Annotated in this window: 25 protein-coding genes and 1 pseudogene; 5 read left to right on the top strand and 21 right to left on the bottom strand. The window is 32.3% G+C overall.

Translation table 11 applies throughout. The annotated features are described in order from the left end of the window. Positions 1 to 5 precede the first annotated feature (5 nt). From LX95_RS02785 to LX95_RS02775, 3 genes are read right to left on the bottom strand one after another with little or no spacing between them, the layout of a single operon-like run. The gene (locus tag LX95_RS02785) at positions 6 to 1,004 is read right to left on the bottom strand and encodes a DNA adenine methylase (RefSeq protein WP_111539888.1); all 999 of its coding nucleotides are present in this window, start codon (positions 1,002 to 1,004) and stop codon (positions 6 to 8) included. After that, on the bottom strand, positions 1,001 to 1,642 hold the full coding sequence (locus LX95_RS02780) for a hypothetical protein (protein ID WP_111539887.1): 642 nt from the start codon (positions 1,640 to 1,642) through the stop codon (positions 1,001 to 1,003). Before LX95_RS02780 ends, LX95_RS02785 begins: the two co-directional genes overlap by 4 nt. Further along, the gene (locus LX95_RS02775; RefSeq protein ID WP_111539886.1) at positions 1,636 to 2,565 is read right to left on the bottom strand and encodes a DUF6427 family protein; all 930 of its coding nucleotides are present in this window, start codon (positions 2,563 to 2,565) and stop codon (positions 1,636 to 1,638) included. Before LX95_RS02775 ends, LX95_RS02780 begins: the two co-directional genes overlap by 7 nt. Positions 2,566 to 2,612: 47 nt before the next feature. Here LX95_RS02775 and LX95_RS02770 point away from each other — a divergent pair, with 47 nt between their 5' ends. Then, entirely contained in the window at positions 2,613 to 2,858 is a 246-nt protein-coding gene (locus LX95_RS02770) for a DUF6341 family protein (protein ID WP_111539885.1), read from the top strand. Here the strand turns inward: LX95_RS02770 and purD are convergent. Then, positions 2,855 to 4,126: a phosphoribosylamine--glycine ligase gene (gene purD, locus LX95_RS02765; protein WP_111539884.1), complete on the bottom strand. Its 1,272-nt coding sequence runs from the start codon at positions 4,124 to 4,126 to the stop codon at positions 2,855 to 2,857. The genes LX95_RS02770 and purD overlap by 4 nt on opposite strands. Positions 4,127 to 4,204: 78 nt before the next feature. Between purD and LX95_RS02760 the strand changes: the two genes are divergently transcribed. Both LX95_RS02760 and LX95_RS02755 read left to right on the top strand, forming a co-directional pair. Further along, positions 4,205 to 5,512 carry a phenylacetate--CoA ligase family protein gene (locus LX95_RS02760; RefSeq protein ID WP_111539883.1) on the top strand — a complete coding sequence of 436 codons (1,308 nt, stop codon included), beginning with the start codon at positions 4,205 to 4,207 and terminating at the stop codon, positions 5,510 to 5,512. Continuing rightward, positions 5,509 to 6,675: a glycosyltransferase family 4 protein gene (locus LX95_RS02755; RefSeq protein WP_111539882.1), complete on the top strand. Its 1,167-nt coding sequence runs from the start codon at positions 5,509 to 5,511 to the stop codon at positions 6,673 to 6,675. Before LX95_RS02760 ends, LX95_RS02755 begins: the two co-directional genes overlap by 4 nt. Here the strand turns inward: LX95_RS02755 and LX95_RS02750 are convergent. From LX95_RS02750 to LX95_RS14855, 6 genes and pseudogenes are all read right to left on the bottom strand, one after another. Further along, positions 6,672 to 8,024: an undecaprenyl-phosphate glucose phosphotransferase gene (locus LX95_RS02750; protein ID WP_111539881.1), complete on the bottom strand. Its 1,353-nt coding sequence runs from the start codon at positions 8,022 to 8,024 to the stop codon at positions 6,672 to 6,674. The two genes, LX95_RS02755 and LX95_RS02750, sit on opposite strands and share 4 nt — an antisense overlap. 3 nt (positions 8,025 to 8,027) lie before the next feature. Beyond that, entirely contained in the window at positions 8,028 to 9,014 is a 987-nt protein-coding gene (locus tag LX95_RS02745; protein WP_111539880.1) for a UDP-glucuronic acid decarboxylase family protein, read from the bottom strand. Between the two features lie 22 nt (positions 9,015 to 9,036). Beyond that, the gene (locus tag LX95_RS02740; RefSeq protein ID WP_111539879.1) at positions 9,037 to 9,774 is read right to left on the bottom strand and encodes a WecB/TagA/CpsF family glycosyltransferase; all 738 of its coding nucleotides are present in this window, start codon (positions 9,772 to 9,774) and stop codon (positions 9,037 to 9,039) included. Between the two features lie 27 nt (positions 9,775 to 9,801). Continuing rightward, entirely contained in the window at positions 9,802 to 10,647 is an 846-nt protein-coding gene (locus tag LX95_RS02735; RefSeq protein WP_170116571.1) for a hypothetical protein, read from the bottom strand. A 292-nt stretch (positions 10,648 to 10,939) separates the two neighbouring features. Next, complete coding sequence (locus LX95_RS02730) at positions 10,940 to 12,226, bottom strand: O-antigen ligase family protein (RefSeq protein WP_111539877.1); 1,287 nt, start codon at positions 12,224 to 12,226, stop codon at positions 10,940 to 10,942. Between the two features lie 66 nt (positions 12,227 to 12,292). After that, positions 12,293 to 12,451 (bottom strand): annotated as a pseudogene (locus LX95_RS14855) (DapH/DapD/GlmU-related protein); the annotation flags it as partial. Between the two features lie 460 nt (positions 12,452 to 12,911). On the opposite strand from LX95_RS14855, the gene LX95_RS02720 reads away from it, so the two are divergent. Both LX95_RS02720 and LX95_RS02715 read left to right on the top strand, forming a co-directional pair. Beyond that, positions 12,912 to 13,994, top strand: a complete 1,083-nt coding sequence (locus tag LX95_RS02720; protein ID WP_111539875.1) for a glycosyltransferase family 4 protein — start codon at positions 12,912 to 12,914, stop codon at positions 13,992 to 13,994. Between the two features lie 142 nt (positions 13,995 to 14,136). After that, positions 14,137 to 15,330 carry an O-antigen ligase family protein gene (locus tag LX95_RS02715; RefSeq protein WP_170116570.1) on the top strand — a complete coding sequence of 398 codons (1,194 nt, stop codon included), beginning with the start codon at positions 14,137 to 14,139 and terminating at the stop codon, positions 15,328 to 15,330. On the opposite strand, the gene LX95_RS02710 is transcribed toward LX95_RS02715, so the two are convergent. The 11 genes from LX95_RS02710 to rfbB all read right to left on the bottom strand — a co-directional run bounded on the left by LX95_RS02710 (position 15,308) and on the right by rfbB (position 25,711). Next, positions 15,308 to 17,035: an asparagine synthase-related protein gene (locus LX95_RS02710; protein WP_111539873.1), complete on the bottom strand. Its 1,728-nt coding sequence runs from the start codon at positions 17,033 to 17,035 to the stop codon at positions 15,308 to 15,310. The two genes, LX95_RS02715 and LX95_RS02710, sit on opposite strands and share 23 nt — an antisense overlap. 9 nt (positions 17,036 to 17,044) lie before the next feature. Beyond that, positions 17,045 to 18,343: a flippase gene (locus LX95_RS02705; protein WP_111539872.1), complete on the bottom strand. Its 1,299-nt coding sequence runs from the start codon at positions 18,341 to 18,343 to the stop codon at positions 17,045 to 17,047. Positions 18,344 to 18,436: 93 nt separating this feature from the next. Continuing rightward, entirely contained in the window at positions 18,437 to 19,195 is a 759-nt protein-coding gene (cysQ, locus tag LX95_RS02700) for a 3'(2'),5'-bisphosphate nucleotidase CysQ (protein WP_111539871.1), read from the bottom strand. A 2-nt stretch (positions 19,196 to 19,197) separates the two neighbouring features. Continuing rightward, a complete protein-coding gene (locus LX95_RS02695) occupies positions 19,198 to 20,454 on the bottom strand; it encodes a sulfate adenylyltransferase subunit 1 (protein WP_111539870.1) in 1,257 nt (418 codons plus the stop codon). Between the two features lie 62 nt (positions 20,455 to 20,516). Then, entirely contained in the window at positions 20,517 to 21,422 is a 906-nt protein-coding gene (gene cysD / locus LX95_RS02690; RefSeq protein ID WP_111539869.1) for a sulfate adenylyltransferase subunit CysD, read from the bottom strand. A 6-nt stretch (positions 21,423 to 21,428) separates the two neighbouring features. Continuing rightward, positions 21,429 to 22,019, bottom strand: a complete 591-nt coding sequence (gene cysC, locus LX95_RS02685) for an adenylyl-sulfate kinase (protein ID WP_111539868.1) — start codon at positions 22,017 to 22,019, stop codon at positions 21,429 to 21,431. Then, positions 22,012 to 22,452 (bottom strand): DUF2061 domain-containing protein, encoded by a 441-nt coding sequence (locus LX95_RS02680; protein WP_111539867.1) that lies wholly within the window; start codon positions 22,450 to 22,452, stop codon positions 22,012 to 22,014. Before LX95_RS02680 ends, cysC begins: the two co-directional genes overlap by 8 nt. A gap of 3 nt (positions 22,453 to 22,455) precedes the next feature. Further along, positions 22,456 to 23,307: a dTDP-4-dehydrorhamnose reductase gene (gene rfbD, locus LX95_RS02675; protein WP_111539866.1), complete on the bottom strand. Its 852-nt coding sequence runs from the start codon at positions 23,305 to 23,307 to the stop codon at positions 22,456 to 22,458. Further along, positions 23,304 to 23,849 carry a dTDP-4-dehydrorhamnose 3,5-epimerase gene (rfbC, locus tag LX95_RS02670; protein ID WP_111539865.1) on the bottom strand — a complete coding sequence of 182 codons (546 nt, stop codon included), beginning with the start codon at positions 23,847 to 23,849 and terminating at the stop codon, positions 23,304 to 23,306. Before rfbC ends, rfbD begins: the two co-directional genes overlap by 4 nt. Continuing rightward, entirely contained in the window at positions 23,850 to 24,698 is an 849-nt protein-coding gene (gene rfbA, locus LX95_RS02665; RefSeq protein WP_111539864.1) for a glucose-1-phosphate thymidylyltransferase RfbA, read from the bottom strand. Beyond that, on the bottom strand, positions 24,695 to 25,711 hold the full coding sequence (gene rfbB / locus LX95_RS02660; protein ID WP_111539863.1) for a dTDP-glucose 4,6-dehydratase: 1,017 nt from the start codon (positions 25,709 to 25,711) through the stop codon (positions 24,695 to 24,697). Before rfbB ends, rfbA begins: the two co-directional genes overlap by 4 nt.

Raw genomic sequence — 25,711 nt, 5'->3', positions numbered from 1 at the left:
TTTTTTTATTTCTTTAAAATATGTAAATATTCTTGTGTGGCATTCGCCTTGTGATTTCTATTTTCGGTTTTATCTGCTTTAAAACGTTGGTAATCTTTTACCTTTAAGCTATAACTTCCATACTTTTCCATAATTTCTTTTATGGTTTCGGGAGGCATCAAACCTTCATTATTGTAACTTAAAAATACGGTTGAAAATTGAGCATCTTTAATCAAATTTTCAAATTGCTTGACTACTTCTCCTTTTCTACAATAAGCAGATTTATAGTAATCGCGCAAACCGGTTTTACCTTTAGGTACAAAGGTATCATATTTTGCGATAGTAGTAAGTAAATGATAGTTTGCACCGTATTGCCTTGCATTATAAGGCGGATCTAAATATAAAATATCTCCGCTTATTTTTTTTATCAATTCATTACCGTCTTCTTGATAGACTTGATGAGCATTTTTGGTTTTATCAAAATCTGCTCCAACAATTTCGATAGCTTTAGCGGCAGATTTTTTTATCTTTTTTAAGTAAGCTCCATATACCGAAGCGGTATTAGCTACCTTATCGGCGCTTTCTAAGAGTGATGTTAGCAAAAAGTAATAAAGCGCATCATCAATTTCTTCTTGATTTTTCCACGTTTCAATTTGCTGTCTAACCGCATCTATTTTTTGTGCATTTTCTTGAGAGAAAAAAAGACGATCGGCATTTCCGTTTTCACCATAATGCTCGGCAATAAAACCTAATTGAGGGTTAAGCTCATTCAGTTTTTTTATGTAGTCTTGCTTCCGCGGAAGCGAACTGTGGTTGCCAATATAATTTTGAAGCAGGACGTAACTGTAAAACTCTACATCATTAGCAATAACTTGTTTTACTAAAGGTTTAAAAGTTCGCCCAACCCTGCCTGTTCCTGCAAATAAATCGCAAAATACAGCATCTTTTAAGGGTATAGAAATTTCTTGAGATACTACTTCTAAGATCCAAGAGGAGAGTTTTTTTTTAGAGCCTATGTAATTCATTTAACTGCCCAAATTATATCGGATAAAGCCGATTTTTCTTTCCATTGTAATGGAGTTAATAAAGAAGCATCAAAGGTACTTACATATTTTTGAATGATAGATTGCAACCACGTGATTTCTGCTTTTAACTTCCAATGCTCACCATTTTCTGCATACACCATTAAAAAAAGTCGGTTTTCTAAATGTTTTCGCTGCTGCTGACTTTGATTCTTGTATAACCAATACAGTAGTTCTTCTTTGTGGTTTTGAGCATAATATATGGTTTGCTTAAATCCCTTAGGAAAAACTGAGGTTTTGTGGTCAAAATTAATTCCGTTAAGGTTAAAATCAACTAATCTATCTTTGTTGTTTACTGCAGGAGTTACTCCTTCAATTTGGGTGAAAATTTTCTCCACCGCTACCGCACTCCAGAAGTTATACCAACGATTGGCGGCGTATTGAAATAACTCTTTTTTGTCTAAATTATAGGCTTCTATTGTAATTTTCATCACCTCTACCACCTCATCCCAAAAAGGAGTTTTATAGATAAAATTGGTGTAACCGTCCCAAATATCATTTTGTTTTCTTCCCCATTCATAAGCATAAGGATGTCTTTTTTTTAACTCTTGCTCTATGTCGTATAAAGAAAGATTTACCATAACACAAAAGGAATAATGAGTACAGCTAAACCTAATATTCCTAATGTTATTTCCTTTAAAATTTTGCCTCCTTTATGCTCTAAGAAAATTGTCCCAATAACACTCACGCCTATAAAGGGAAAAATAAGTTCGCTTCCTGTTTTTTGAGGAGATAATAACACTAGTAACAAGCCTATAATAAAAAACAAAAAAATAAGAAAAAGCATAGGTTTTCTTTTTCTTATGGTTAACTGTAATTCTTTTAAAAAGAAAAATAGACTTAGTATAGTAAACAAGCCTATGATAATTAAAGGAATAAAAACATCTGCCTCTTGATAAACCTCCAAATTAAGACTGGGAAACACAAAATACTGACTTAAATAAAAAGGAGTGTCTAAAACCAAGAAATAACCCGTTGTAACCAAAAAGTAAACACAAAAAACGGCAACGAGGGGAATAAAAAGATTTTTGAAGTCTTGTATTGCATAATAGAATATTCCTACAAAAGGTAGTATTAAAAATAGAATGCTTAATGGATAGAATAAACTCGCCACTACTACCCATAAAGATGCATCGAAAATTTTCTTTTTTATTTCTAAACCCGATCTTAAACTTATTACTCTTCTTAAAGCTAGCAACACAAAAAATGCCGCGATAAATAACTCATTTGCTTGTAAGACAGGTAAACATAAAGTGGTTAAAAACCCGAATAATAAAATAGTATAAGTATTCTTTTTACTGATTGTATTGCGTTTAACAATAAAATTTAATACCACCATAAGCAAAATATAGGTAATAAGGTAGCCTATTTTTTTGGTAAGAAACTGCCAAGAATACGCTGTATTTTGATCAAGAAAGTTAGCTACAATAAAATATATAGCCATAAAAAGCCCTACAATTAAAAAATTGATTGGTTTAGATTTTTTAAAAAAGCTTGCTAACATAGAGTAATTTCTTACTTTTGTAGAAATTTATAACAAAGTTCCTAACGATGAAAGATTTTCTTGATCTTATTGCATCTCTTTTTGAAGATGTTTTGTTTTTACCTTTTGACGCTCTTCGTGAGTTAGAATTGTCTGCCTGGTTTGCTGCTAATGGTTTAAACTGGATATTTATGATTATTGCAGCCGTAGCTTTTGTTTACTGGATGCTTCAATTGAAAAAATTCAATGAAAACAACGAAGAAGACCGTTCTACTAAAGCACATACATTTTTAGGAAAAAACGCTCAGTATTAACTGAGGTCTTTTCCTAAATCTTTTCTATAATACATCTTATCAAAATGTAGTTTCTCTACGTTTTGATAAGATTTTTTTAGTGCTTCTTTATAATCTTTCCCAAAAGAAGTCACTGCAATTACTCGACCTCCATTGGTTAATACTTTACCATTTTCCTCTTTTGTACCTGCGTGAAAAACAATAGAATCTTCTATAGTTTCTATACCTGTAATTTCTTTTCCTTTTTCATAAGCCTCTGGATATCCTCCTGAAACTGTCATTACTGTAGTCGCCGATCTTTCATCTATCTCTAAACTAGCCGTAGATAATTCTTCTTGCGCTACTTTTTGAAATAACTCTACTAAGTCTGTTTTTACTCTAGGTAAAACCACTTCGGTTTCGGGATCTCCCATACGCACATTATACTCTATTACGTAAGGTTCATCACCCACTTTAATTAAACCAATAAATACAAAACCTTTATATTCTATCTCTTCTTTTTGAAGTCCGTTTACGGTTGGTTTTACGATACGTTCTTCAATTTTTTGCATCAACTCGTCGTCGGCAAAAGGAACTGGAGAAATAGCTCCCATTCCACCCGTATTTAATCCTGTATCTCCTTCTCCAATACGTTTATAATCTTTAGCAGTTGGCAGTATTTTATAGTTTTTACCGTCGGTTAATACAAATACGCTTAATTCTATACCATCTAAAAACTCTTCGATTACCACAGTTTGGCTTGCATTTCCAAACTTACCGCTTAACATTTCTTCTAATTCTGTTTTAGCTTCCTCTAAATTTTCTAAAATTAAAACTCCTTTTCCTGCTGCTAAACCGTCGGCTTTTAATACATACGGAGGTTTTAAAGTTTCTAAGAAAGCCTTCCCTGCTTCTACGCTTTCTTCCGTAAAGCTTTCATAAGCCGCTGTAGGAATACTATGCATGGCCATAAACTCTTTGGCTCTTTCTTTACTACCTTCCAACAATGCACCTCTTTTTGAAGGTCCTATAACCATCACATTCTTTAGTGCATCATCTTCCGTAAAGAAATCATAAATACCATTGACTAGAGGATCTTCTGGCCCCACTACCAACATTTCTATATTCTTTTCTAAAACTGTGGTTTTAATCGCTTCAAAATCATTAACATTTAAAGCTATATTGGTAGCAATTTGTGAAGTCCCTGCGTTTCCTGGAGCTACAAATAATTGTTTACAATGTTCACTTTGAGCTATTTTGTAAGCAAAAGTATGTTCTCTACCGCCAGATCCTAGAATAAGAATGTTCATTTTGTATGGTTTTGTTTGTGGCTTCAAAAATAATTGTTTGTAAATTGACCCACTAATATTTTCCTATAAAATAGTCTTGTGAATTGGTTTGATTTTACTTTAAAGCTCAAAAAATTTCCGTTAACGGAAGCTAAACAGCATTTAAAACAAATACAAGAAATTTCTAACGATGATTATGCTGCATATTTAACGAAGCAAAAACAAGAAATTTTAAACCATCATCAAACCCATAATAATTTTTACAAAGCCCTCTTACAAGGAAAAAAAGTTACCAAGTGGGAAGATCTACCCATTGTTACCAAGAAAGATTTACAACAACCTTTAGAAGAAAGATTAAGTGATGGTTATTCTATTACAAAAGTTTATGTAAACAAAACTTCTGGCTCTAGCGGTCACCCTTTTATTTTTGCTAAAGACAAATACGCACATGCCTTAACCTGGTCGGTAATTATGAATCGGTTTGGCTGGTTTGGTATTGACTTTAACTTGTCCTACCAAGCACGATTTTATGGAATTCCGTTAGATAAAATTGGTTACTACACCGAAAGATTAAAAGACTGGTTAGCCACTCGTTATCGTTTTCCTATTTTTAATTTAAACGAAGCCAAATTAGAAGAGTTTTTGGGTCATTTTAAAAAGAAAAAGTTTGACTACATAAATGGTTATACTAGCTCAATTGTCCTTTTCGCTAAATACCTTCAGCAAAAAGATCTTATTTTAAAAGACATTTGCCCAAGCCTAAAAGTGTGTATGGTAACTAGTGAAATGTTGTTTGAAGAAGACAAAGTTTTGCTTGAAAAACACCTAGGAATTCCTATTGTGAACGAATATGGTGCAAGTGAATTAGACCTCATCGCTTTTCAAAACCCAAATGGAAATTGGTCACTTAATCACGAGACTTTATTTATTGAAGTAGTAGATAAAAATGGGCAAGCCTTACCACTTGGAAAAGAAGGTAGATTAGTAATTACTTCACTATATAACAAGGCTCACCCTTTTATACGATATGAAATAGGTGATATTGGCGTATTAGATGAAAAGAGCACTCCTAAAAATCCTATTTTAAAAAAATTGATTGGTAGAACCAGCGATGTGGCACACCTTCCGAGCGGAAAAGTGGTTCCCGGACTTACTTTTTACTACGTTACTAAAAGCATTATTGAAGAAAATAGTATAGTAAACGAGTTTGTAATCCATCAATTAGCAAAAGATAAATTTAAAATTCTTTATGTCGCTGAAGCGGATTTATCTCAGCATAAATTTCAGGAAATAATTAAAGCCGTAGAAACTTATTTAGAACCAAATCTACAGGTAGAATTAGAGCGCGTTACTATTCTTAAACGTACCAAAGGAGGGAAATTAAAACAGTTTGAAAGTTTTATATGAAAGATATTTGCATCATTACCAATTATTTTCCACCAGAAACTGGAGCTGCTTCTAATAGAATTGTGAAGCTTGCTCTAGGCTTAAAAGAAAGAGGTTTTGCTGTAAAAGTAATTTGCCCCTTACCTAATTATCCCAAAGGAAAAATTTTTGAAAATTATCAAGGTAAATGGAAGTTAACAGAAAACTATAAAGGTGTAGAGGTAACTCGCCTTTGGGTTTATGCCAATAACTCTTCCCATAAAGTAAAGCGTTTACTTTCTATGGTTTCATTTTCTTTAAGCTTAATCATCCATAAATTATTACAACCAAAAGATTTTCCAAATAAAATTTTAATTCAAAGTCCGCCACTTATCATCGCCAATACGGCATTGCGATTGTTTAGTAATCAAAAAAGGCAGCTTATCTTGAATGTGTCAGATTTATGGCCTTCGGCAGGATATGAATTAGGAGCACTAAAGAAAGGTCGGTTTTATGAGCTTTTAGAAAAAATGGAAGTTTACAACTATAAAAAAGCAAATCTGGTCTTGGGACAATCGCAAGAAATTCTTGAACGTGTTACAAGTATTTTTCCGCAGCAGCAAATATTTTTATATCGCAACTACCCTGCTGTATCGCCCCAGAATGATTTCCGTTTAACGGAAGAAAATAATACGGTAAAATTAGTTTATGCAGGTTTACTAGGTATAGCTCAAGGAATTGTAAAACTGTGCCAGCATATAGAATTAGGAGAAAAAGAATTACATATTTATGGTGCAGGAGCTGAAAAGGAAGCTTTAGAAGATTACTTAAAAACATCTTCTAAAAACATTTATTATCACGGGGAAGTTACTAGGGAAAAGCTATTAAAAGAGCTCTCTAAATATCATATCGCATTAGTACCACTTGTTCATGCTATTTATGGTTCTACACCTTCAAAAATCTACGAAATGACCCATAACGCTCTCCCAATACTTTATTTTGCTGGCGGAGAGGGAGAAAATGTAATTAAAGAATTTAAATTGGGATATGTAATAACGCCTGGGGATTTTAAAAGCTTAAATACTTGTATCGCGCATTTAGAATTTAAAGACTTAGAAAATATAAAACCCAAAATCTTAGAAATTGCGAGAACTCATTTTAATATTGAAAAGCAATTAGATGACTTAGCAAAGACAATTGTTTAATAAGCCTTATCTTCTCCTTTGACAGCATTTTGCACTGTCTGGAAGATTATTTTTAAATCTAATAAAAGTGACCAGTTTTCTAAGTAGAAAATATCATAACGTACACGGTTAATAATATCATTTTCTGTTTCTATCTCTCCTCTAAAACCACTGGTTTGCGCTAAGCCGGTAATTCCTGGCTTTATAAAATGACGCACCATAAATTTATCGATACGTTCGGCATACATATGAGTGTGGCTTACCATATGCGGTCTTGGCCCCACTACCGACATATCTCCTAAAAGTACATTGTAAAATTGTGGCATTTCATCTAAACTTGTTTTCCGAATAAATTTTCCAATCTTAGTGATCCTTTTATCGCCACGTTTTACTTGATGTAAATGTGCTTGTGGATTTTCTCGCATAGAGCGAAACTTATAACAGTAAAACTCTTTGTAATCTAATCCGTTTCTTTTTTGTCTAAAAAAGACTGGACCTTTTGATTCCATCCTGATTAAAATAGCCAAAATTGGGGTAAGCCAAGAGAGTATAAACACAATGACAAAAACAGACATAAGAATATCAAATGTTCTTTTGATTAGTTTATTTAAAGCATCGTCTATAGGGATATTTCGTAAAGAAAGAATAGGTAAATAACCGTAATACTCCATTTTTAACTGACGGGTATAAATATCTTTATTATCTGGAAGAAACTTTAAAGGCTTTAGGTTGTTGTCTGCAAAATCAATTACTTGGTTGATTTGTTCATTGTCTAATTCGGCTACAGAGCAATAAATTTCGTCAATTTCATTTTCTAAAATCCATTTAAAAACCTCATCTAAATCAAAGTTTTTCTGAGAAAAATCTACTAGTTTTTTAGATTGATATCCGTACTCTGGATTAGATTTAAAAAATCTTTCGAGATTTTGAGTTCTATGATTAGCACCTAAGATAATTGTTCTTCTATAGTTACCGCCTAAATCTTTTCGGTAACTTTTCAGTAAATAAAATATAAGGAGTTTTATGGCAAGAATGGTAAAAAACACCTTAGTGATGTAAAGAAATATTTTTTCTTTAGGCCTACTTAGTTCTTCAAAAAAACCAAAAAAGGAGAAAACAAACAAGGCAAAAATAGCAGCCTGCAAAAAGTTAAGCGAAATAATTTTGGTGACTTTGGTAAAACGATAAACCTCATAAAAGTCTGTTTTAATAGACATCACTAACCAACCTGCAGTAATAAATACCGTGTAGTTAATGTAGTCTGTCATTTCTAATTTAAACTGAAACGCAAACAACAAAATCACTGCTAAATCTATAAGATAAACCAGTGGTCGTAAATAAGCAGAATATCTCCCTTGCTTAATTTGCATACTTTATTTTCTTATGTGTTTACTGAAATCTTTATGTTCTTTCTTAGATAATTCTTCTTGAGAAAGATTTTTAAAGTATTCATAGGTAAGTTTCATTCCTTCTTCTCTTGTTACTGTCGGCTCCCAACTTAATATTTTTTTAGCTAATGAGATGTCTGGCTGTCGTTGCATAGGATCATCTTGAGGAAGTGGTTGATAAATAATCTTTTGATCGGTTCCTGTTAGTTTGATGATTTCCTCTGCAAAATCCTTAATTGTAATTTCGTATGGATTTCCAATATTTACGGGTTCTCTGTAATCGCTAAGTAAAAGTTTATAAATCCCTTCAATTTGATCGGTTACATAACAAAAAGAACGAGTTTGAGCTCCGTCTCCAAAAACAGTTAAGTCTTCCCCTCTTAATGCCTGACCTATAAATGCCGGAATTACTCGACCATCATTAAGTCGCATTCTTGGACCATAAGTATTAAAAATTCTTACAATACGCGTATCTAATCCGTGAAAACGGTGGTAAGCCATTGTAATTGATTCTTGAAAACGCTTAGCTTCATCATAAACACCACGCGGACCTATAGTATTTACATTACCATAGTAATCTTCACTTTGAGGATGTACTAAAGGATCTCCGTATACTTCAGATGTACTTGCAATTAAAATCCGGGCATTTTTTTCTTTTGCTAGACCTAATAAATTATGAGTTCCTAGAGATCCAACTTTTAAAGTTTGTATAGGGATTTTTAGGTAATCTATTGGACTTGCTGGGCTTGCAAAGTGTAATATATAATCTAAATTTTCTGGAACGTGTACAAATTTGGTTACATCGTGATGATAAAACTCAAAGTGTTCTAAATGAAAAAGATGCTCTATGTTTTTTAAATCGCCCGTAATTAGATTATCCATAGCAATTACATGGTAGCCTTCTGTGATAAATTTATCGCATAAGTGTGATCCCAAAAAACCTGCGGCTCCTGTAATTAAAACTCTTTTCATTCTTATTTCCTTAACTAAGGGTTTACTTTAACTTCTCTTTTAATACTAAAAGTATGAATTTAGTATTTCCAACTAAATAACGTTTCCACATACGCTTAGGTTCTTGTGCAAAACGATAAAACCATTCTAGTCCGCTATTTTGCATCCATAACGGAGCTCTTTTAGTTTTTCCAGAAAGCACATCGAAGCTACCGCCAACGCCCATTATAAAGTTAACAGCCTTTAGCGCTTCTCGATGTTTGTGCAAAAATATCTCTTTTTTAGGAGAGCTCATGGCCACAAACAACATATTTGCTTTAGAAGCAACGATTTTTTCGACAATTTGTTTTTCTTCAGCAGCAGAAAAATATCCGTTTCTATAACCAGCAATGATATTGGAGTTATGAGTTTGCTTGAAATTATTAGCTACAGTTTCTACCACATCTTGTTTTGCTCCTAATAAGTAAACAGAATATTCTTTTTGATTCGCTAATTTTACCAGGTTTTCGAACAAGTCTATTCCAGCAACACGTTCTTTTAATGGCTTATTTAAAATTTTTGAAGCCCAAATTACCGCTTGGCCATCTGCGTTAATAAGATCTGCTTCATTTACGCTCTCCCGTAAAGCTTCATCCTTTTGCATGGCAACAATTTTTCCAGCATTCACCACCGTATGATGCAACTGTTCTTTTTGCTGAATTGATTTATCTACTATTTGCAAGGTTTCTTGCATGGTATAGTTATCAATTTTTGTATTTAGAATATGAATTCTTTGCGGCATATATACTCTGTCTAAGAATTTTCAAAATTAGGAGTATTCTACACCATTTGAAAGTTTCTCTTGCGATTTTATAATAGCTAATTTTAAAACCACAAGATAAATGGGCACTGAAGCGTTGTAAAAGAAGTTTCCTGTTATAAAAGGTACAATAAATAGGATTGCCAATAAACACTTTGAATAAACTGCTAATGAAAAATTAAAATAGCTTTTAGCAAAGACAAAGAGATAAAGAATCATTCCTAAAAAACCAAAGTACAGCCACAAATCTATTAATTCTAATTGAGGTCTTACATACGGATTAGATAAACCTCCTATAAAGTAGTGAATGGTTTCCCAATGTTCTTGAATGTAAGGAATTGTATCTTTAATGAATAATTGATCTCTATAAGATAATATTGCTGTAAGCCAACCTTCTTGTTTTATAATTTCTGAAAACAAATCGGTTGAAAAGAAGATATAACCCAACGCGGCTGAAAACAATAAAAAAAAGCTTGCAATTATTACTTTCAATTTCAGTTTTTTCACTAATCTAATCGTTAACACTAAGCCTATTAAAATGATTGCTAAGTATATAGATTTAGTCCCTATTAGTAAACTTGCCAAGACAGTGAACCAAAATAAAGCGTTTTTATAGTAAGTTTTAGAATTATAAATAACAAAATAGAGAATGGCTATAATATAAAAATATGTACTATTAGATGAGGCCATAAATAAACCGTTGTATCCCCAGCGATCACCTGGGTAAGACTCAAAAATCTCTAAACCAAATAAGGCCGATATTAAAATGATAGCGTTATTAACCCATAAGATGATTTCAAATAATTTAAAGACTTTTATTTTTCCCTTAGTGGAGTTGATTTCAGCAAAAAACAAAATTAGACTTAAGAAGAAAAAGTATTTCAAAAACCCTATAACCGCTGGCAAAGTAAATGATTCACTTAAAAAATATTGACCTAAACAAAATAAGATTATGAAAACAGTCAGGGCAAATAGCTTGATTCTATCTTTAAATAAAAAGTAAAGCAATATCCCCACGAGACACAAACCTTTTAAGTATTTCTGAATTTCAAAATGGAGTCCGAAATAATAGTCTTGTACTTTATTTAATGCCTCTATGCCAAAAAAAATCAGTAAAAAAAGAAAGATGAGATGTGATTTTTCAATTTTACTGAGCCAATTCATCGTTTTCTAATTTTGATTCTTTAGCTAAAAATTCAGCATAAAAAAGCGTTCCGAAAAGGGCTACGAAATTAATTCCCATATTGCGATCTAAAACATTTTCAATCATAAAGGACCAAAATAAAATCGTTAGGAAGCTTAGGAATAACAAGTTTTGATATTTGAAAGCAGTGATAGAATTTCTTACAAAATAGACCAGCATAAGTAGAAAACTAAATATTCCAAACCTTAAAGTTGCCCCTAAAAATTGGTTATGGGCATTATATTCTCGGTTTATAGAGTTTTGCATTTTATTCGTCTTATATTTTTCTAAGAGAATTTCATTTTCTGTACCTCCTCCAAAGCCTAAAATGGGTTTTTCTTTGATCGCTTCTAAAGCTACTTTCCACCTAGAATAGCGGGAATCGACTTTAAATGTATTATCTGTATTATACGTACCTATATTATCTCGAAGCTCCCACTCTGTTCCCTCTACCGTTTTCTTGTAAATATAGGTTTGCTTTAAAAATGAAAAACTAAGCACACCTATTATTATCGTGATGGTAGCTATTATTGAAAATATTTTAAATGATAGGTTATGAATTAAGTAAAGTCCTATTAATAACACAGTAATAAAATAGGAAATTCTTGAAGCGATAAAGATTATTCCTAACACCAGAATCGTGAAAATTAAAACCCGCCACAATATTCTTAATTTTAGATTTCCGAATAGAAGAATAGCGACAGCCATCACATAGTAAATTCCCATATATATGGTATGCATTCCAGAAAAAGGTTCTACAAAGTTTATCCCAGTAAAGTCATTGTTTAATAGCCAGTGTAGCTGTAGATCGGTTTTACTGTAATTATATAAATTAATGGTAATCAATATTACAGCACTTAAAACAGCTCCTGTCAATAGCCCCATAGATGCATATTTTCTAAAGGTAGTAGCTTGAATATCTTTACGGAAAAGAAGTAATGGGACTAAACCTAAAAAAACATACTTACTTATTTCCTTGAACGCTTCAGGCTGTATAGGAGAATAGATCCAACCCCAAATGAGAGGTAGAAAAAAAACCATGGGAGAAAATAAAAGAAAAAAGCTCAATTTCCCTTTCTTCTGAAACCCACTAACACCAAAAGCTATAAATGTAGTAATCACCAACCCAATAAGTCCAAAGTTACTCAATGACGTCTTTAAGGGCAGGAAAAAAGTAGCTATAAGAATACAGGCTAAGGTTAATACGTTTAATATGTGGTATTTATCTTTAATGGTTTCCTGTTTATTCATCTTATAATGTCTAAAAATAATTTACTTTTTTAACTATATATAAGTTTTAGCTTTCAATTAAAATCACCTCTTTTTAATAAATTTTGCAGGTACGCCTCCTACGATTGTAAATGGCTCTACATTTTTTGTAACTACCGCTCCTGCACCTACAATTGCACCTTCGCCAATAGTAACTCCTGGCATGACGACGACATTACGACCTAACCAGGCTCCTCTTTTAATCATTGGAGGTTGTAACTCCTCATCTCCCTGTTCTATTATGGGGATATCTACTCTATCATGTTTATGAGGTAAACATAATATAGCTACATTAGGAGCAATAAGCACCTCATCTTCTATAGTAGCTTGTTGTATAAAAACGTTTTCGTTGATTCTGCAATTTAGTCCAATTGTAGTACCTATACCATTTGATAAATAAACATTAGGTTCTAACTTGGTTCTGCTATCGTATGGCATAACCTTTAGTACTTTGGAAACGTAAGCTACCCTAATTTTATTACACAAGCCTATTAGCCTAGAATGAGGTAAATGCTGTATTACAGCATAATAAAAAACCAACTTTAATTTATGAAGCATACGTAAATAATAGTAAACTTAATTGTTTAAATAAACTTAGATTGTAAATTAGCATTTTGCACAAAATTACTAATATAGTTTAGTTTAAAATATCAAAATACATCCTTATATGAAAATCTTTTTAATTTCAAATATGTTTCCCTCCACTAAGGATCCATTATTTGGTGTCTTTGTGAAAAATTTTAAAGATGAATTAGAGAAAAATAATGTTTTATTCGAACCTATTTCTCTTATTAAAGGCTTGGCAGGAAAGCCTATTAAGAAAGTTTTCAACTATAGCATTCACTACTTTAATATTCTTATCGGGATCTTTAAAAAATTTGATCTAGTATATGTACACTATGTGAGTCATCATATTCCAATTTTATTTCTTCTTTTACCTTTCAAAAGAAAACCTTGGGTGATGAATGCTCACGGAACAGATATAATAGATTTACAAAAGAATAAATACCTTAATATTTTTGCTGAAAAGGTTTTAAAAAAAACCGATTTACTAGTTGTTCCTACAAGCTACTTCAAAAGTAAGGTTCTTCAAAGCTATTCCTTTTTAGAAGAGCAAGATGTTTTTGTATCGCCTTCTGGCGGAATTGATTCTACGAAGTTTTTTATGAAAGAGAAAGATGCTGATATATCCAAATTGCATTTAGGCTTTGTTTCTCGTTTTATTGAAGAAAAAGGATGGAAAACATTTCTAGATGCTCTTTTGGGACTTAAAGAAAAACGTGTTCCATTTGTGGCTTCTATAGCGGGAAAAGGCCCAGATGAACAGAAAATTCTAAATACAATAAAGCAGTATGGATTAGAAGAAGATGTGCAATTTTTAGGTTTAGTACCACAAGACAAATTAGTTGATATCTATAATGAAATAGATTTATATGTGTTTCCTACCTATCGGGAAGCCGAGAGTTTAGGTTTAACAGGTTTAGAGGCTATGGCTTGTGGTACACCCGTTATTGCGTGCAATATTGCTGGGCCCGCTACCTATATTCAGTCACATAAAAATGGGTTTCTATTTGAACCAAAAAATTCTGAAGCTTTAATTGAATCTATCATACAATATCAACGCCTCCAACCCGAACAAAAAGATAAGTTTAAATTGGAAGCTTTAAATACTTCAAAAAACTTTAGAAAAGATATTGTAGCTCAAAAGCTTTTAAAGCGTTTAACTGAAGTTATGAGAAAACAAGATTAGATCTTTCTTAACCTATTATTTATTAAAGATTATTTTTGATTACACAATTTTAATAATCTTTAGAATATTACTTTTGCCACCTCATTGAATTTTAATGAAAAACTCTATTCTTAAACTTCCTCTAGATAAACTCATAATCTGTATGATGTTTCTCCTATTGCCCGTAGATATGGTAAATGGAGTTTTATTAACAAATGGAATAATTTTACCTATTAGTGTAAGTCAAGCTTTAAAACTGGTTATTGTTCTACTTATTTTTTTTAGTCTTATACGCTATCCTAAACAACTTTTTCTATTATTTTTTCTTATTATTGTTTTACTGATTCCCTCTTTTTTTCAGATTTTAAAAAGTTTCAATGTAGTTTTTTTAGTTAATGATTTGATTAAAATAAATAGATACATTATACCTTTTTACGGTTTTTTCTTCTTTCAAAACTACTTTAAAAATAATGATGGAAGCTTAGTATTTAAGATGCTTCATTTTTCTTATTTCGTTCTAGTTGTAAATATTTTATTAAAACATGTAGGCTTAGGCTATCCCATGTATGAATTTGGTGATATAGGAAGTAAAGGTTTTTTTTATGCTGGAAATGAAATCTCTGCTTTATTACTAATTTTGAGTAGTATTATTTCTTTTAATCTATGGAGCCGGAATAGGATTTTCTACGTGGTAATTGCATTATTCAACATTCTTGTCGCATTGAGTATTGCCTCAAAAACGAGTGTTTTCGGAATTCTATTGATACATATTTTAATTCCAATAAAAAGACCTACTGTAAAAAAAATAAACCTCAAAGCTCTATCTAATGTTTCTATAATATCTATGCTTTCTCTTCCAGCAATTATTTATTTTGGTTGGGCATTCGTAAAATCATCTAATCTTTACAATAGGATTTCTTACTTCTATGATAAATTTGATTTTCTAACTTTTATGTTATCCAATAGAAATGTTTTTTTTAAAGATTCTTTTGAGGTATACACTCAAGATTATAATTTTTTAGAAAAAATTATTGGCGTAGGACAAACAACTTATGAACAGTTAAATGACTATAGGTTGGTAGAAATTGACATTGTAGATATATTTTTCACCTACTCTTTTATAGGGTTATCTATATTTATTATGGCTCTATTATTTATATGGCTGCAAGCCATTATGTTTTCAAAAAATATAAATAAATATCCTTATGCAAATTTTGTATTGATGATGCTTATAATGCTTATAGCCATTTCATCTACCGCTGGACATGTTTTCAGTTCAGGAATGGCAGGTATTTATGTAGGCCTTCTATTTAGTTTATTTTATATTATTAACTCTAACTATAAAAATGAAGCTTAATCGCAAGAATAACTGTAATTACAGCAAACTTGTTACGGTATTCAAAAATATCATCATTATAAATCTCTTTTAAATCTGCTTTAAGCTCCTTGTTATCAATATTTACAATATTTTCTTCAAAGATGAGGTTAAATTGTTTTAGAAGATTAGGGTTTGTTTTAAACCAATTGGTAATAGGGTTCATACTGTCGTAATTAAGCCCAAAATATTTTTTTCCTCCATTCACATATTTCTTAATTAACCTACCATAATTAATATTAAAATCTGAATTAGGTTTTAATCCTATTTTTTCCCACTTATAATCAAGTGTTTTAGGATGTTTTGCTTTTAACCAGTCAAAATAAATCTTTTGATTAAATTTAAATTTGTTGGGAATACTGGAGCAATAATCTAATAACTGAGTATTGTAGAATGGTGAAGCTTGATCTATAAAGTTATTAAAGACCTTATCCCCCATTAAAGTGCCGTGTACTTGTCGTTGCTCAAAGGTATATACTTCGTAGTCAGATTGGTCATAATAGGTCGTTAGATCATCTAAAAAGTGCATTTTCTCAAGCATTACCTTGTTTTTCACAAAACCTGTTAATCCAATGGAAGCTTTATTTGTTTTAAAATCATAATTGGGCTTTAAAAAGGAGCCAAATAAAACATCTCCTATTTGTCCTGAATGAATCAACCCAAAATTACGCCTTTCTATTTTACTCAACGCATTGTAAATAATTGCGTTCGCAGTAAAGTGGGTTAAACCATCGGTAGCTTTTACGTAATTATCTAGTACGTTTTCAACTAAAAAATCTCCTTTATGAATATTAAATTGTAAATGAGAATAAAAGTTTTTCTCGGCGATATGATTGGCGTATTTAACGTCGCTGGAGTTGGGATTCCCGTAGGTATATGTATTGATTTTATTAAACCCAAGTTCTTGAGCAATCATAGCATTAATTCTAGAGTCCATTCCTCCACTCAATAAACTTAAATGCTGTTGATAATTATTACTTCTATCTTTTTGCCACTCTTCTTCAATGGCATTTACCATAAACTTCTCTATAGATTCTATTACGTCGTTTAAAGATTGAGAAGTTTCTTTTTTTGATATTTTATAATATTGTTTGGTTTTTATCGAATTTTCTGAAATATTGAAAGTTAAAGAGGAACCATAATTTAATTTTTTTATCTCTTTGACTAAGGTAAAGTCATTAAACATTTGTCCGTAAAGAGCTAAAGAATATATTCCATCATAATCGTAACTAATTGAAATGTGGTTCTCACGAAGTAATTTAGATAATACGTGCATTTCAGAAGAGAAAGCAAAACCTAATTCTTTATCGTAAAAATAAAATAGGCTCTTTGTAGATAAGGGATCATTGAACATGATTAACTTTTCTTCTTTTTTTGAAAAAATAAATCCGGCAAAAGTTCCTTTTAATAACGAGATAAAATCGCTTCCCTTCTCTTGATAAGCTTTAATTATCTTCTGCGGAGTATTAATCGTAGAATAATTGATTCCTTCAAAACAAATGATATAGTTATCATCTTCAAATAGAAAACGATCATCTTTAAATTTATCTAATACAGATCTTCCAAAACAAAAATCATTGCTAACAATTTCTTCCTGAATAGAGTTTTCAAATTTACTGTTGTAAAAATTGTTATATATTTTTCTTTGCTGATTTTTCTTTAATAAAACACCGTAAATCCCTGCCATTCAATAGTATTATAAATAGGTTTTAATATTTTCTTTCCTCTTTAAGTAAACACATCCAGATACATTCCATACCGATAAACTAACTGCTGTAGCAATTGCAGCTCCATTAATTCCATATTTAGGAATTAAAATAAAATTAAGCAATAAGTTGATACATAGAGATATAATTGCAATGTATTGATATTGTTTTTGCTTGCCTGTCATTTGCATTATGATCCCTACAGAGCCTACAGAACTATTGATTAGATGTATAGAGCATAAAATGATTAACGCTATACTACCCGCTTTAAATTCTTCACCAAATATGCCTAAAAACCACTGATTAAAAATGACTAACACAGTAACAATTAAAAGCGTTAGGATAAAATTTAGTCGAGTAGAAAATTTAACCAAATTTAGAAATTTTTCTCTAAGGTCATTTAAATAAAGGTTAGCAATTTTAGGTGCTAAACTAGAATTAATAGCTTCTATTGAAAAACTTGTCACTAATGCGAGTTTTAAAGCTACATTATAAATACCTATACTTTCATCGGTTTCATAAATTCCTAAAATAAAAGTATCCATCCACCCTAAAAAGATCATAATAGTGGAAGATAACATCATTGGGAAAGATTCTTTCAAAAATGCCCAGGAATTGATTTCTGACTTAAAGGAAACTCTCTTAAACTTCTTTACCGTTACAATTAAAGCGATAAGCGTAAGTACGTAAATTCCATACAAATGTGCTATCATCACATTTATAGGGTTCATTTCGATCCAACCCAATATACAAACAAATATAAATGCTAGTGAAAATCTTCCCGTATTAATAAAAAATGCAAACCAGTTATTGTAGCCTTTTGCCCTTAAAACTCCAGCACATAACATAGTGATCACCCAGCCTGGAATGGAGAGAACTGCCCAAAAATAATAGGGTTTTAATTGAGGCTTATCAAAAAGATTGATAATTACAAAATCTCTTGACAAGTATAGAATAGCGACTAAAAAGGAACTGAATAAAAATGACTTTAAAAGAACCCTATAAAATAAACCAGGATTTTCCTCCCAGTTTTTTTCAGTAGAATAAAATTTTATAAGGTTAACATCTATACCTAATCTCCCTATTATGGTAGCAAACATAAAAATTGAGAAACTTAAAACCACCAATCCGTTTAACGAAGCTCCGTAATTATTGGTGATATATAATGTAAAGAGATAACCACCTAAAATTCCTGTAGCTCTAAAACCCATAAAGAAAATACCCTTTTTGATAATTTCCTTTTGATCTTGATCAGATTTTTTTAAAATTTTTGAAATTTTATCTCTCAAAATAGATTGTATATTACTTACTTAAAAATGTACTTAAAGCCTATAGAAGCAATTGAACAAAACTCTTCTATATCTCTAAACTAATGGTATATTTTACCTACTTACCTTAAAATGTGGATTTAATAAATTCTCTTTATTATAACGTAAAGGCTTATTATCTTCCATACTTATAACTTCAATATTTAAACCTCTTAAAATAGCATTTGCAGCTGCTGTATCCCATTCCATAGTTGGAGCGAAACGAGGATAAATATCAGCCTCGCTATCTGCAATGAGCATAAACTTGAGAGAACTCCCCATAGAAACCGTTTCTGCATCTTTGTACTTTTCAATATACTTCTTTGTCTCTTCGTTTAAATGCGATCTAGAAGCTACAATTCTTTTAGCTCCGTTTTCATTTTCAATGATTTTAAGCTCCACTTGAGGATCCATGTTTTCAGACTTAAAAGCTCCTATTCCTTCTCCTCCAAAATAAAGCTTATCGAGAACAGGTGCATAAACTACGCCTAGAATTGGCTTTTGATTATGAATTAGAGCTATATTAACCGTAAACTCTCCATTTTTTTTGATAAATTCTTTAGTTCCATCAAGCGGATCTACCATCCAAAAATATTCCCATTCTTTTCTTTCTTCATAAGGAATTTTTGCACCTTCTTCAGAAAGGATTGGTAATTCTGTTTCTTTTAATTTTTCAACAATAGTTTCATGCGCTAGTTGATCTGCTTTGGTTAACGGACTATGATCTCCTTTTTCTTCTACACCAAAATCTTCAGAATTATAAACTTCTAAAATTTTGATACCTGCATCTCTAGCCGCATCAATAATAAGCGGTATATATTTTTTTATCTCCATAGTTAAATTATCATTCCTGCAGCCACTGTTTCATTGGTGCTTTCATCTATTAATATAATACTTCCTGTTATTCTGTTTTCTCGATAATCATCTTTCATTAAAGGTTTGGTCGTTCTTATTTTTACCCGACCAATATCATTCATCTTTAGATCCTTGTCTTCATTATTTCTATCGTAAGTATTGATATCTATTTTATAAACTACTTCTTTAATTAACGCCTTTTGTTCGTTAGAAGTATGCATTAACGTGTATTTAGCTCTTGGTTTTGCGGCATCGTTATTTAACCAGCAAATCATCGCTTCTATATCTTGGGAGGGTTCTGGCTGATTGTTTTTCTTCACCAACATATCTCCTCTGCTAATATCAATATCATCTTCTAGAGTTACCGCAATACTCATAGGCGCAAAAGCTTCTTCAATCTCTTTATCTCCCGCATTAATACTTTTTATTCTAGACGTAAACCCTGATGGAAGAACCGAGATCTCATCTCCTTTTCTTAAAATTCCACTAGCCAACCTTCCTGCGTATCCTCTATAATCTATAAAACCTTCTCGTTGAGGTCTCAATACGGTTTGCACCGGAAAACGGGTATCTATTTTATTAATATCACTACTAATATGAAGAGTTTCTAACTCGTATAAAAGCGGAGCGCCTTGATACCAGTCCATATGCTTTGATCGGTTCACCACATTATCTCCATACAAAGCACTTATTGGAATAAAGCGTACATCCTTGATCATCAATTTGGAAGAGAATTCTTCAAATTGAGCAATGATGTTTTCGTAAGTCTCTTGCTTATATTCTACCAAATCCATCTTATTGATACATACAATAATGTGTGGGATTTGTAACAAAGAAGCTATAAACGTGTGACGTTTGGTTTGTTCTATCACTCCGTGGCGGGCATCGATCAATATAATAGCAGCATTGGCCGTAGAAGCTCCTGTCACCATATTACGCGTATATTGAATATGTCCTGGTGTATCGGCAATGATAAATTTACGTTTGGGAGTAGTAAAATAACGATAAGCTACATCGATGGTAATTCCCTGCTCGCGCTCATCTTTTAACCCGTCTGTAAACAAGGCTAGATCTACTCCTTCTTGTCCTTTTTTTCTACTGGTGTTCTCTACTGCTTCTAATTGATCTTCAAAAATAGATTTTGAATCATATAGAAGTCTTCCTATTAATGTGCTCTTTCCATCATCTACACTTCCAGCTGTGGTAAATCGTAAAAGTTGATTTTTATCTATTTCCATTTTAAATGCTTTGGTTTTAGGCTTTAGGCTGTTAGCTGTTAGCTTTGTGCTGTGGGCTAAATTTAAAAATACCCTTCTCTTTTTCTGTCTTCCATTGCCGTTTCTGAACGTTTGTCATCCGAACGGTTTCCTCGCTCAGTTTGACGCATAGCGGAGACTTCTAATGCTACTTTTTCTATCGTATCGGCATCGCTTTCTATACCTCCCGTAATGGTGATATCTCCTAAAGTCCTAAAACGTATTTTCTTGGTCACTATTTCTTCATTCTCTTCCAATTTTAAGAAATCTGAGTTGGGTATCCAAGAATCCTGACGTCTTACTACTTCCCTCTCGTGGGCTAAGTATAATGAAGGAATTTCTATGTTTTCTCGCTGAATATAGTTCCACACATCCATCTCTGTCCAATTGCTTATCGGAAAAGCTCTAAAGTGCTCCCCTTCAAAATATTTTCCGTTAAGGATATTCCAAAGTTCGGGACGTTGATTTTTAGGATCCCATTGTCCAAAATCATCTCTATGAGAAAAGAAACGTTCTTTCGCTCTTGCCTTTTCTTCATCTCGTCTTCCTCCTCCAATAGCACAATCTACTTTATTGTGCTCAATTGCATCTAATAGCGTGGTGATCTGTAAAGCGTTTCTAGTGGCATTTTTCCCTTTTTCTTCGGCTACTCTTCCAGTGTCGATAGATTCTTGTACAGAACCTACAATAAGTCGCGCATCTAACTCTTTAATAAGCTTATCGCGGAATTCGATCGTTTCTGGAAAATTATGTCCCGTATCTACGTGCATTAATGCAAACGGAATTTTTGATGGGTAAAAGGCTTTCTTTGCCAAGTGTGTTACCAAAATAGAATCTTTCCCTCCAGAAAATAAGATTACTGGGTTTTGAAACTGCGCCCATACTTCTCTCAAAATATAGATAGCTTCAGATTCTAATTCATCTAGATAGTTTAAATAATACTTGCTCATAACTGACTAGCTTAGTTTTTGGGTAACTTTATTGATAATGATAGTTAACGATTCTTCTATCGTTTGATTGCTGGTGTTCACTTTTATTTCAGGATTTGCAGGAGCTTCATATGGAGCGCTAATTCCTGTAAAATTCTTTATTTCTCCTTGTCTTGCTTTTTGGTAAAGTCCTTTTACATCTCTATGTTCACAATCTTCAATTTTTGCATCCACATAAATTTCTATAAAGTTCTCTTCACCAACAATTTGCTTAATCATTTCTCGGTCTTCTCGCATAGGGGAAATAAAGGCAGCTAAGGTAACAACTCCTGCATCGATAAACAACTTTGAGGCCTCTGCTATTCTTCGCAAGTTTTCTTTGCGATCCTCTGGCGTAAACGATAAATCGGTATTAATTCCTCGCCTTATATTATCGCCATCTAGCACATAGGTTTGCATTCCTTGTGCAAACAATTGTTTTTCTACTTCATTGGCTAAGGTAGATTTCCCTGAACCCGATAGTCCCGTAAACCACAAAAGCTTAGCTTGATGTTGATTTCTAGCGGTTCTATCCTGTTGAGTAATGCTATAATCTTGATGAATAACGTTTTTATTCATAAGTAGGCTTTATTTCTTTTTTAATTCCGTAGTTACTTCTATACCAAACACGCTCGTGCAGATAGTATAAAATAGGTTTAGTAGCCAACTCGGCTCCCCCTATTTTAAGGCCTGTAATTATATCTCCAGAGATTAACCAGCTTAATAGAATAGTATCGATCGTTCCTATTAATCGCCACGTAATGGTTTTTATGATATGACGAAGTCTGCTTTCTTTAAGCTCTTTATTTTTATCTAAATTAACCCGTATCCAAACTCGTTCATGGGCATAATACAATAACATCTTGGTGATCGTTTCTGAAAAACCAATCTTTAAACCCGTAAACGGATTGCCTGTCATTACCCAAGAAAGAACTATAGTATCTATAGTTCCCACACAACGCCATGTAATTGCCTTGGCTATATGTCGTTTATGGGAAATTTTTTGTGCCACTTACTATTTAATATAGGTTTGATATAAGTTTTCTAAACTATTACGCCAAGACAAAATAGAAACTCCAAAAGTACTAATAACTTTTTTCTTATCTAGGCAACTATTCAAAGGTCTTTTCGCTTTTGTTTTATATGAGTTTGACGCATGTAAAACCGCTTTAGTGTGGGGTTGTAAGCTTACAATAGATTTAGCAAAATCATACCAGGTTGCCTCTTCTAAATTGCTAAAATGGTATATGCCATAAGCTTCAGATTTTTTTTCAATTATTTTTAAAATAAGAGCTGCTAAATCGTTCGCATTGGTGGGGTTTCCTTTTTGTTCGGTTGTAATATTTAACGTAGCACCTTCTTTTGCTTTTTGAAGAATAGTTTTAAAAAAGTTATGTCCGAATTGCGAGTACAACCAAGAAGTACGAATGATAAAAAACGTCTCTAAGGTTTCTTGTATGTATTTTTCTCCTTTTAATTTTGAAGCACCGTAAACATTAATTGGGTTGACTTTATCTTCTTCTGAATAAGACTCTTCTTTTTCTCCGTCAAATACATAATCTGTTGACACATGGATAAGCTTTGTCTGATATTTTTTGCAGGTTTTAGCTAGATTTTTTACTGCTTCTGCATTAATAAGAAATGCTCTTTCCGGTTTAGATTCTGCTTTTTCTACATTGGTGTAAGCTGCTGCATTAATGCAAAAGTCATACTTTTTTTGAGAAAAAATACTCTCAATCGCTTCCGCGGAAGCGATATCTAAATCGGTTGAATTCTTAAAATTAAAATGATAATTAGGGTAAGCTTTTGCAGCAATTTGCAAACATTGTCCTAGTTGTCCTGCAGCTCCTGTAACAAGAATGTTCATGATTTAAATTCTTCTAAAGTGGGATGTTCTTGATCTTTTGGAGATAAAATAAATTCTTTTTTAGGTAATTGCCAGTCAATATTTAACGTAGGATCGTTGTAAATAACTCCTGCTTCTGAAGTTTTATGATAATAATTATCGCATTTATAGGCGAAAATAGCTGTTTTAGAAAGTGTTATAAAGCCGTGTCCAAAATCTTTAGGAATAAAAAGCTGAAAGTTATTTTCTTCATTTAGAATTATGCTGTAGGTTTTCCCAAAAGTAGGTGAGCCTTTTCTAAGATCTACCGCTACATCTAATACTTCACCTTGTACTACTCTTACTAATTTCGCTTGTGCATTATCTCCCATTTGTAAGTGAATTCCGCGTAAAGCGCCACGCTGAGAAATAGATTGATTATCTTGAATGAAATTAACATTTAAACCCGTCTTTTCTTGAAATAACTTATGATTATAACTTTCAAAAAAACTTCCTCTATCATCTTTAAAAACTTGAGGTTTTATAAGTAAACATCCTTCTAATGGTGTTTTTTCTACTGTCATTTATTGTAAATTTTTACTGTATCCGCTTTTAAGAAGTGGTTTCAATAATTTTTGATATTGTTGTTTAGAAATATAACCCATAGTATAGGCTGCTTCTTCTATAGCTCCTACTTTTAAACCTTGTCGCTCTTCAATAGCTTCTACAAAATTTGAAGCTTGCATAAGTGATTTGAAAGTACCTGTATCTAACCAAGCTGTACCTTTATCTAGGATACCTACTTGAAGCTTTCCTTTATTTAAATAGGCATTATTAACATCGGTAATCTCTAATTCACCGCGATGACTTGGTTTAATACTTTTTGCTATTTCTATGACTTCATTGTCGTAAAAATAGATTCCGGGAACAGCATATTTTGATTTTGGATTTTCGGGTTTTTCTTCAATAGAAATTGCTTTTCCTTCATCATTAAATTCGACCACCCCGTAACGTTCGGGATCGTGAACGTGGTATGCATAGACTACACCTCCATCGGGATCATTATTCTCTTGAAGTAGTTTTTCTAATCCAGAACCATAAAAAATATTATCTCCTAAAATAAGAGCTACTTTATCGTCTCCAATAAAATCTTCTCCTATGATAAAAGCTTCTGCAAGACCATTAGGTTGAGCTTGTACTTTATATTCAAAGCGGCAGCCTAATTGCTCTCCATTTCCTAATAAATTTTCAAATAAAGGTAAATCGTGAGGTGTGCTTATGATTAATATTTCTTTTATCCCAGCTAACATCAATGTAGACAGCGGATAATAAATCATAGGTTTATCATATACAGGAAGTAATTGCTTACTTACCGCTAAAGTAAGAGGATGTAACCTTGTTCCTGAACCTCCTGCTAAAATAATTCCTTTCATTGGGTATATTTATTTAGGTACCATTGGATGGTTTTCTTAATTCCTGACTCAAAATTTTCTTCTGCTTTCCAATTTAATTGATTTTCTATTTTAGAAGCATCGATAGCATACCTAAAATCATGACCTGGTCTATCTTTTACAAAGGCAATTAAATTTTTATAAGAGTCATTGTTTTTTCTTGGATAAGTATCGTCTAAGATCTCACAAATAGTTTGAGCTATATATAAGTTTTGACGTTCATTTTTACCTCCTATATTATAGGTTTCTCCTAATTTTCCTTCCGCTAAGGCTAATTGTATTCCTTTACAATGATCCAGCACATACAGCCAGTCTCTAATGTTGGTGCCTTCGCCATAAATGGGAATATTTTCTTCTTGTATAGCTTTACGGATAATGGTGGGAATTAACTTTTCATCGTGTTGATGCGGACCGTAATTATTAGAACAATTGGTGGTTATCACAGGCATCCCATAGGTATGAAAATAACTTCTTACCAACATATCTGATGCTGCTTTTGAAGCACTATAAGGACTGTTAGGAGCGTAAGGAGTTTCTTCTGTAAATAAACCTGTCTCGCCTAGCGTACCATAAACCTCATCGGTTGAAACATGAAGAAAACGAGCGTTAGAAAACTTTTCATTTATCTGAAAAGGTTCTTTCATCCATAGTTTATAGGCAGTTTGGAGTAAATTAAAAGTTCCGTTAATATTAGTTTCAATAAATACCGACGGATTTGAAATAGAATTGTCTACGTGAGATTCGGCTGCAAAATGTACCACCTCCTCAAATTGATATTGATCAAAGAGTTCTTTGATTAATTTTAAGTTACAAATATCTCCTTCTACAAATTTATAATTTTGATGTTCTGGTTGTTCAATATTATTTAAATCTCCTGCATAGGTTAGCTTATCCAAATTAATAACCTTTATATCATCGTTTTGGGAATTTAAAAGATAATTAATATAGTTAGAGCCTATAAAGCCTGCTCCACCAGTAATCAAAATGGTTTTCAT

It is taken from the genome of Mesonia algae, from assembly GCF_003253545.1.
GTDB classification, from domain to species: domain Bacteria; phylum Bacteroidota; class Bacteroidia; order Flavobacteriales; family Flavobacteriaceae; genus Mesonia; species Mesonia algae.
Note: the sequence above shows the minus strand (reverse complement) of the source record. Positions and strands in the feature narration are given on the sequence as shown.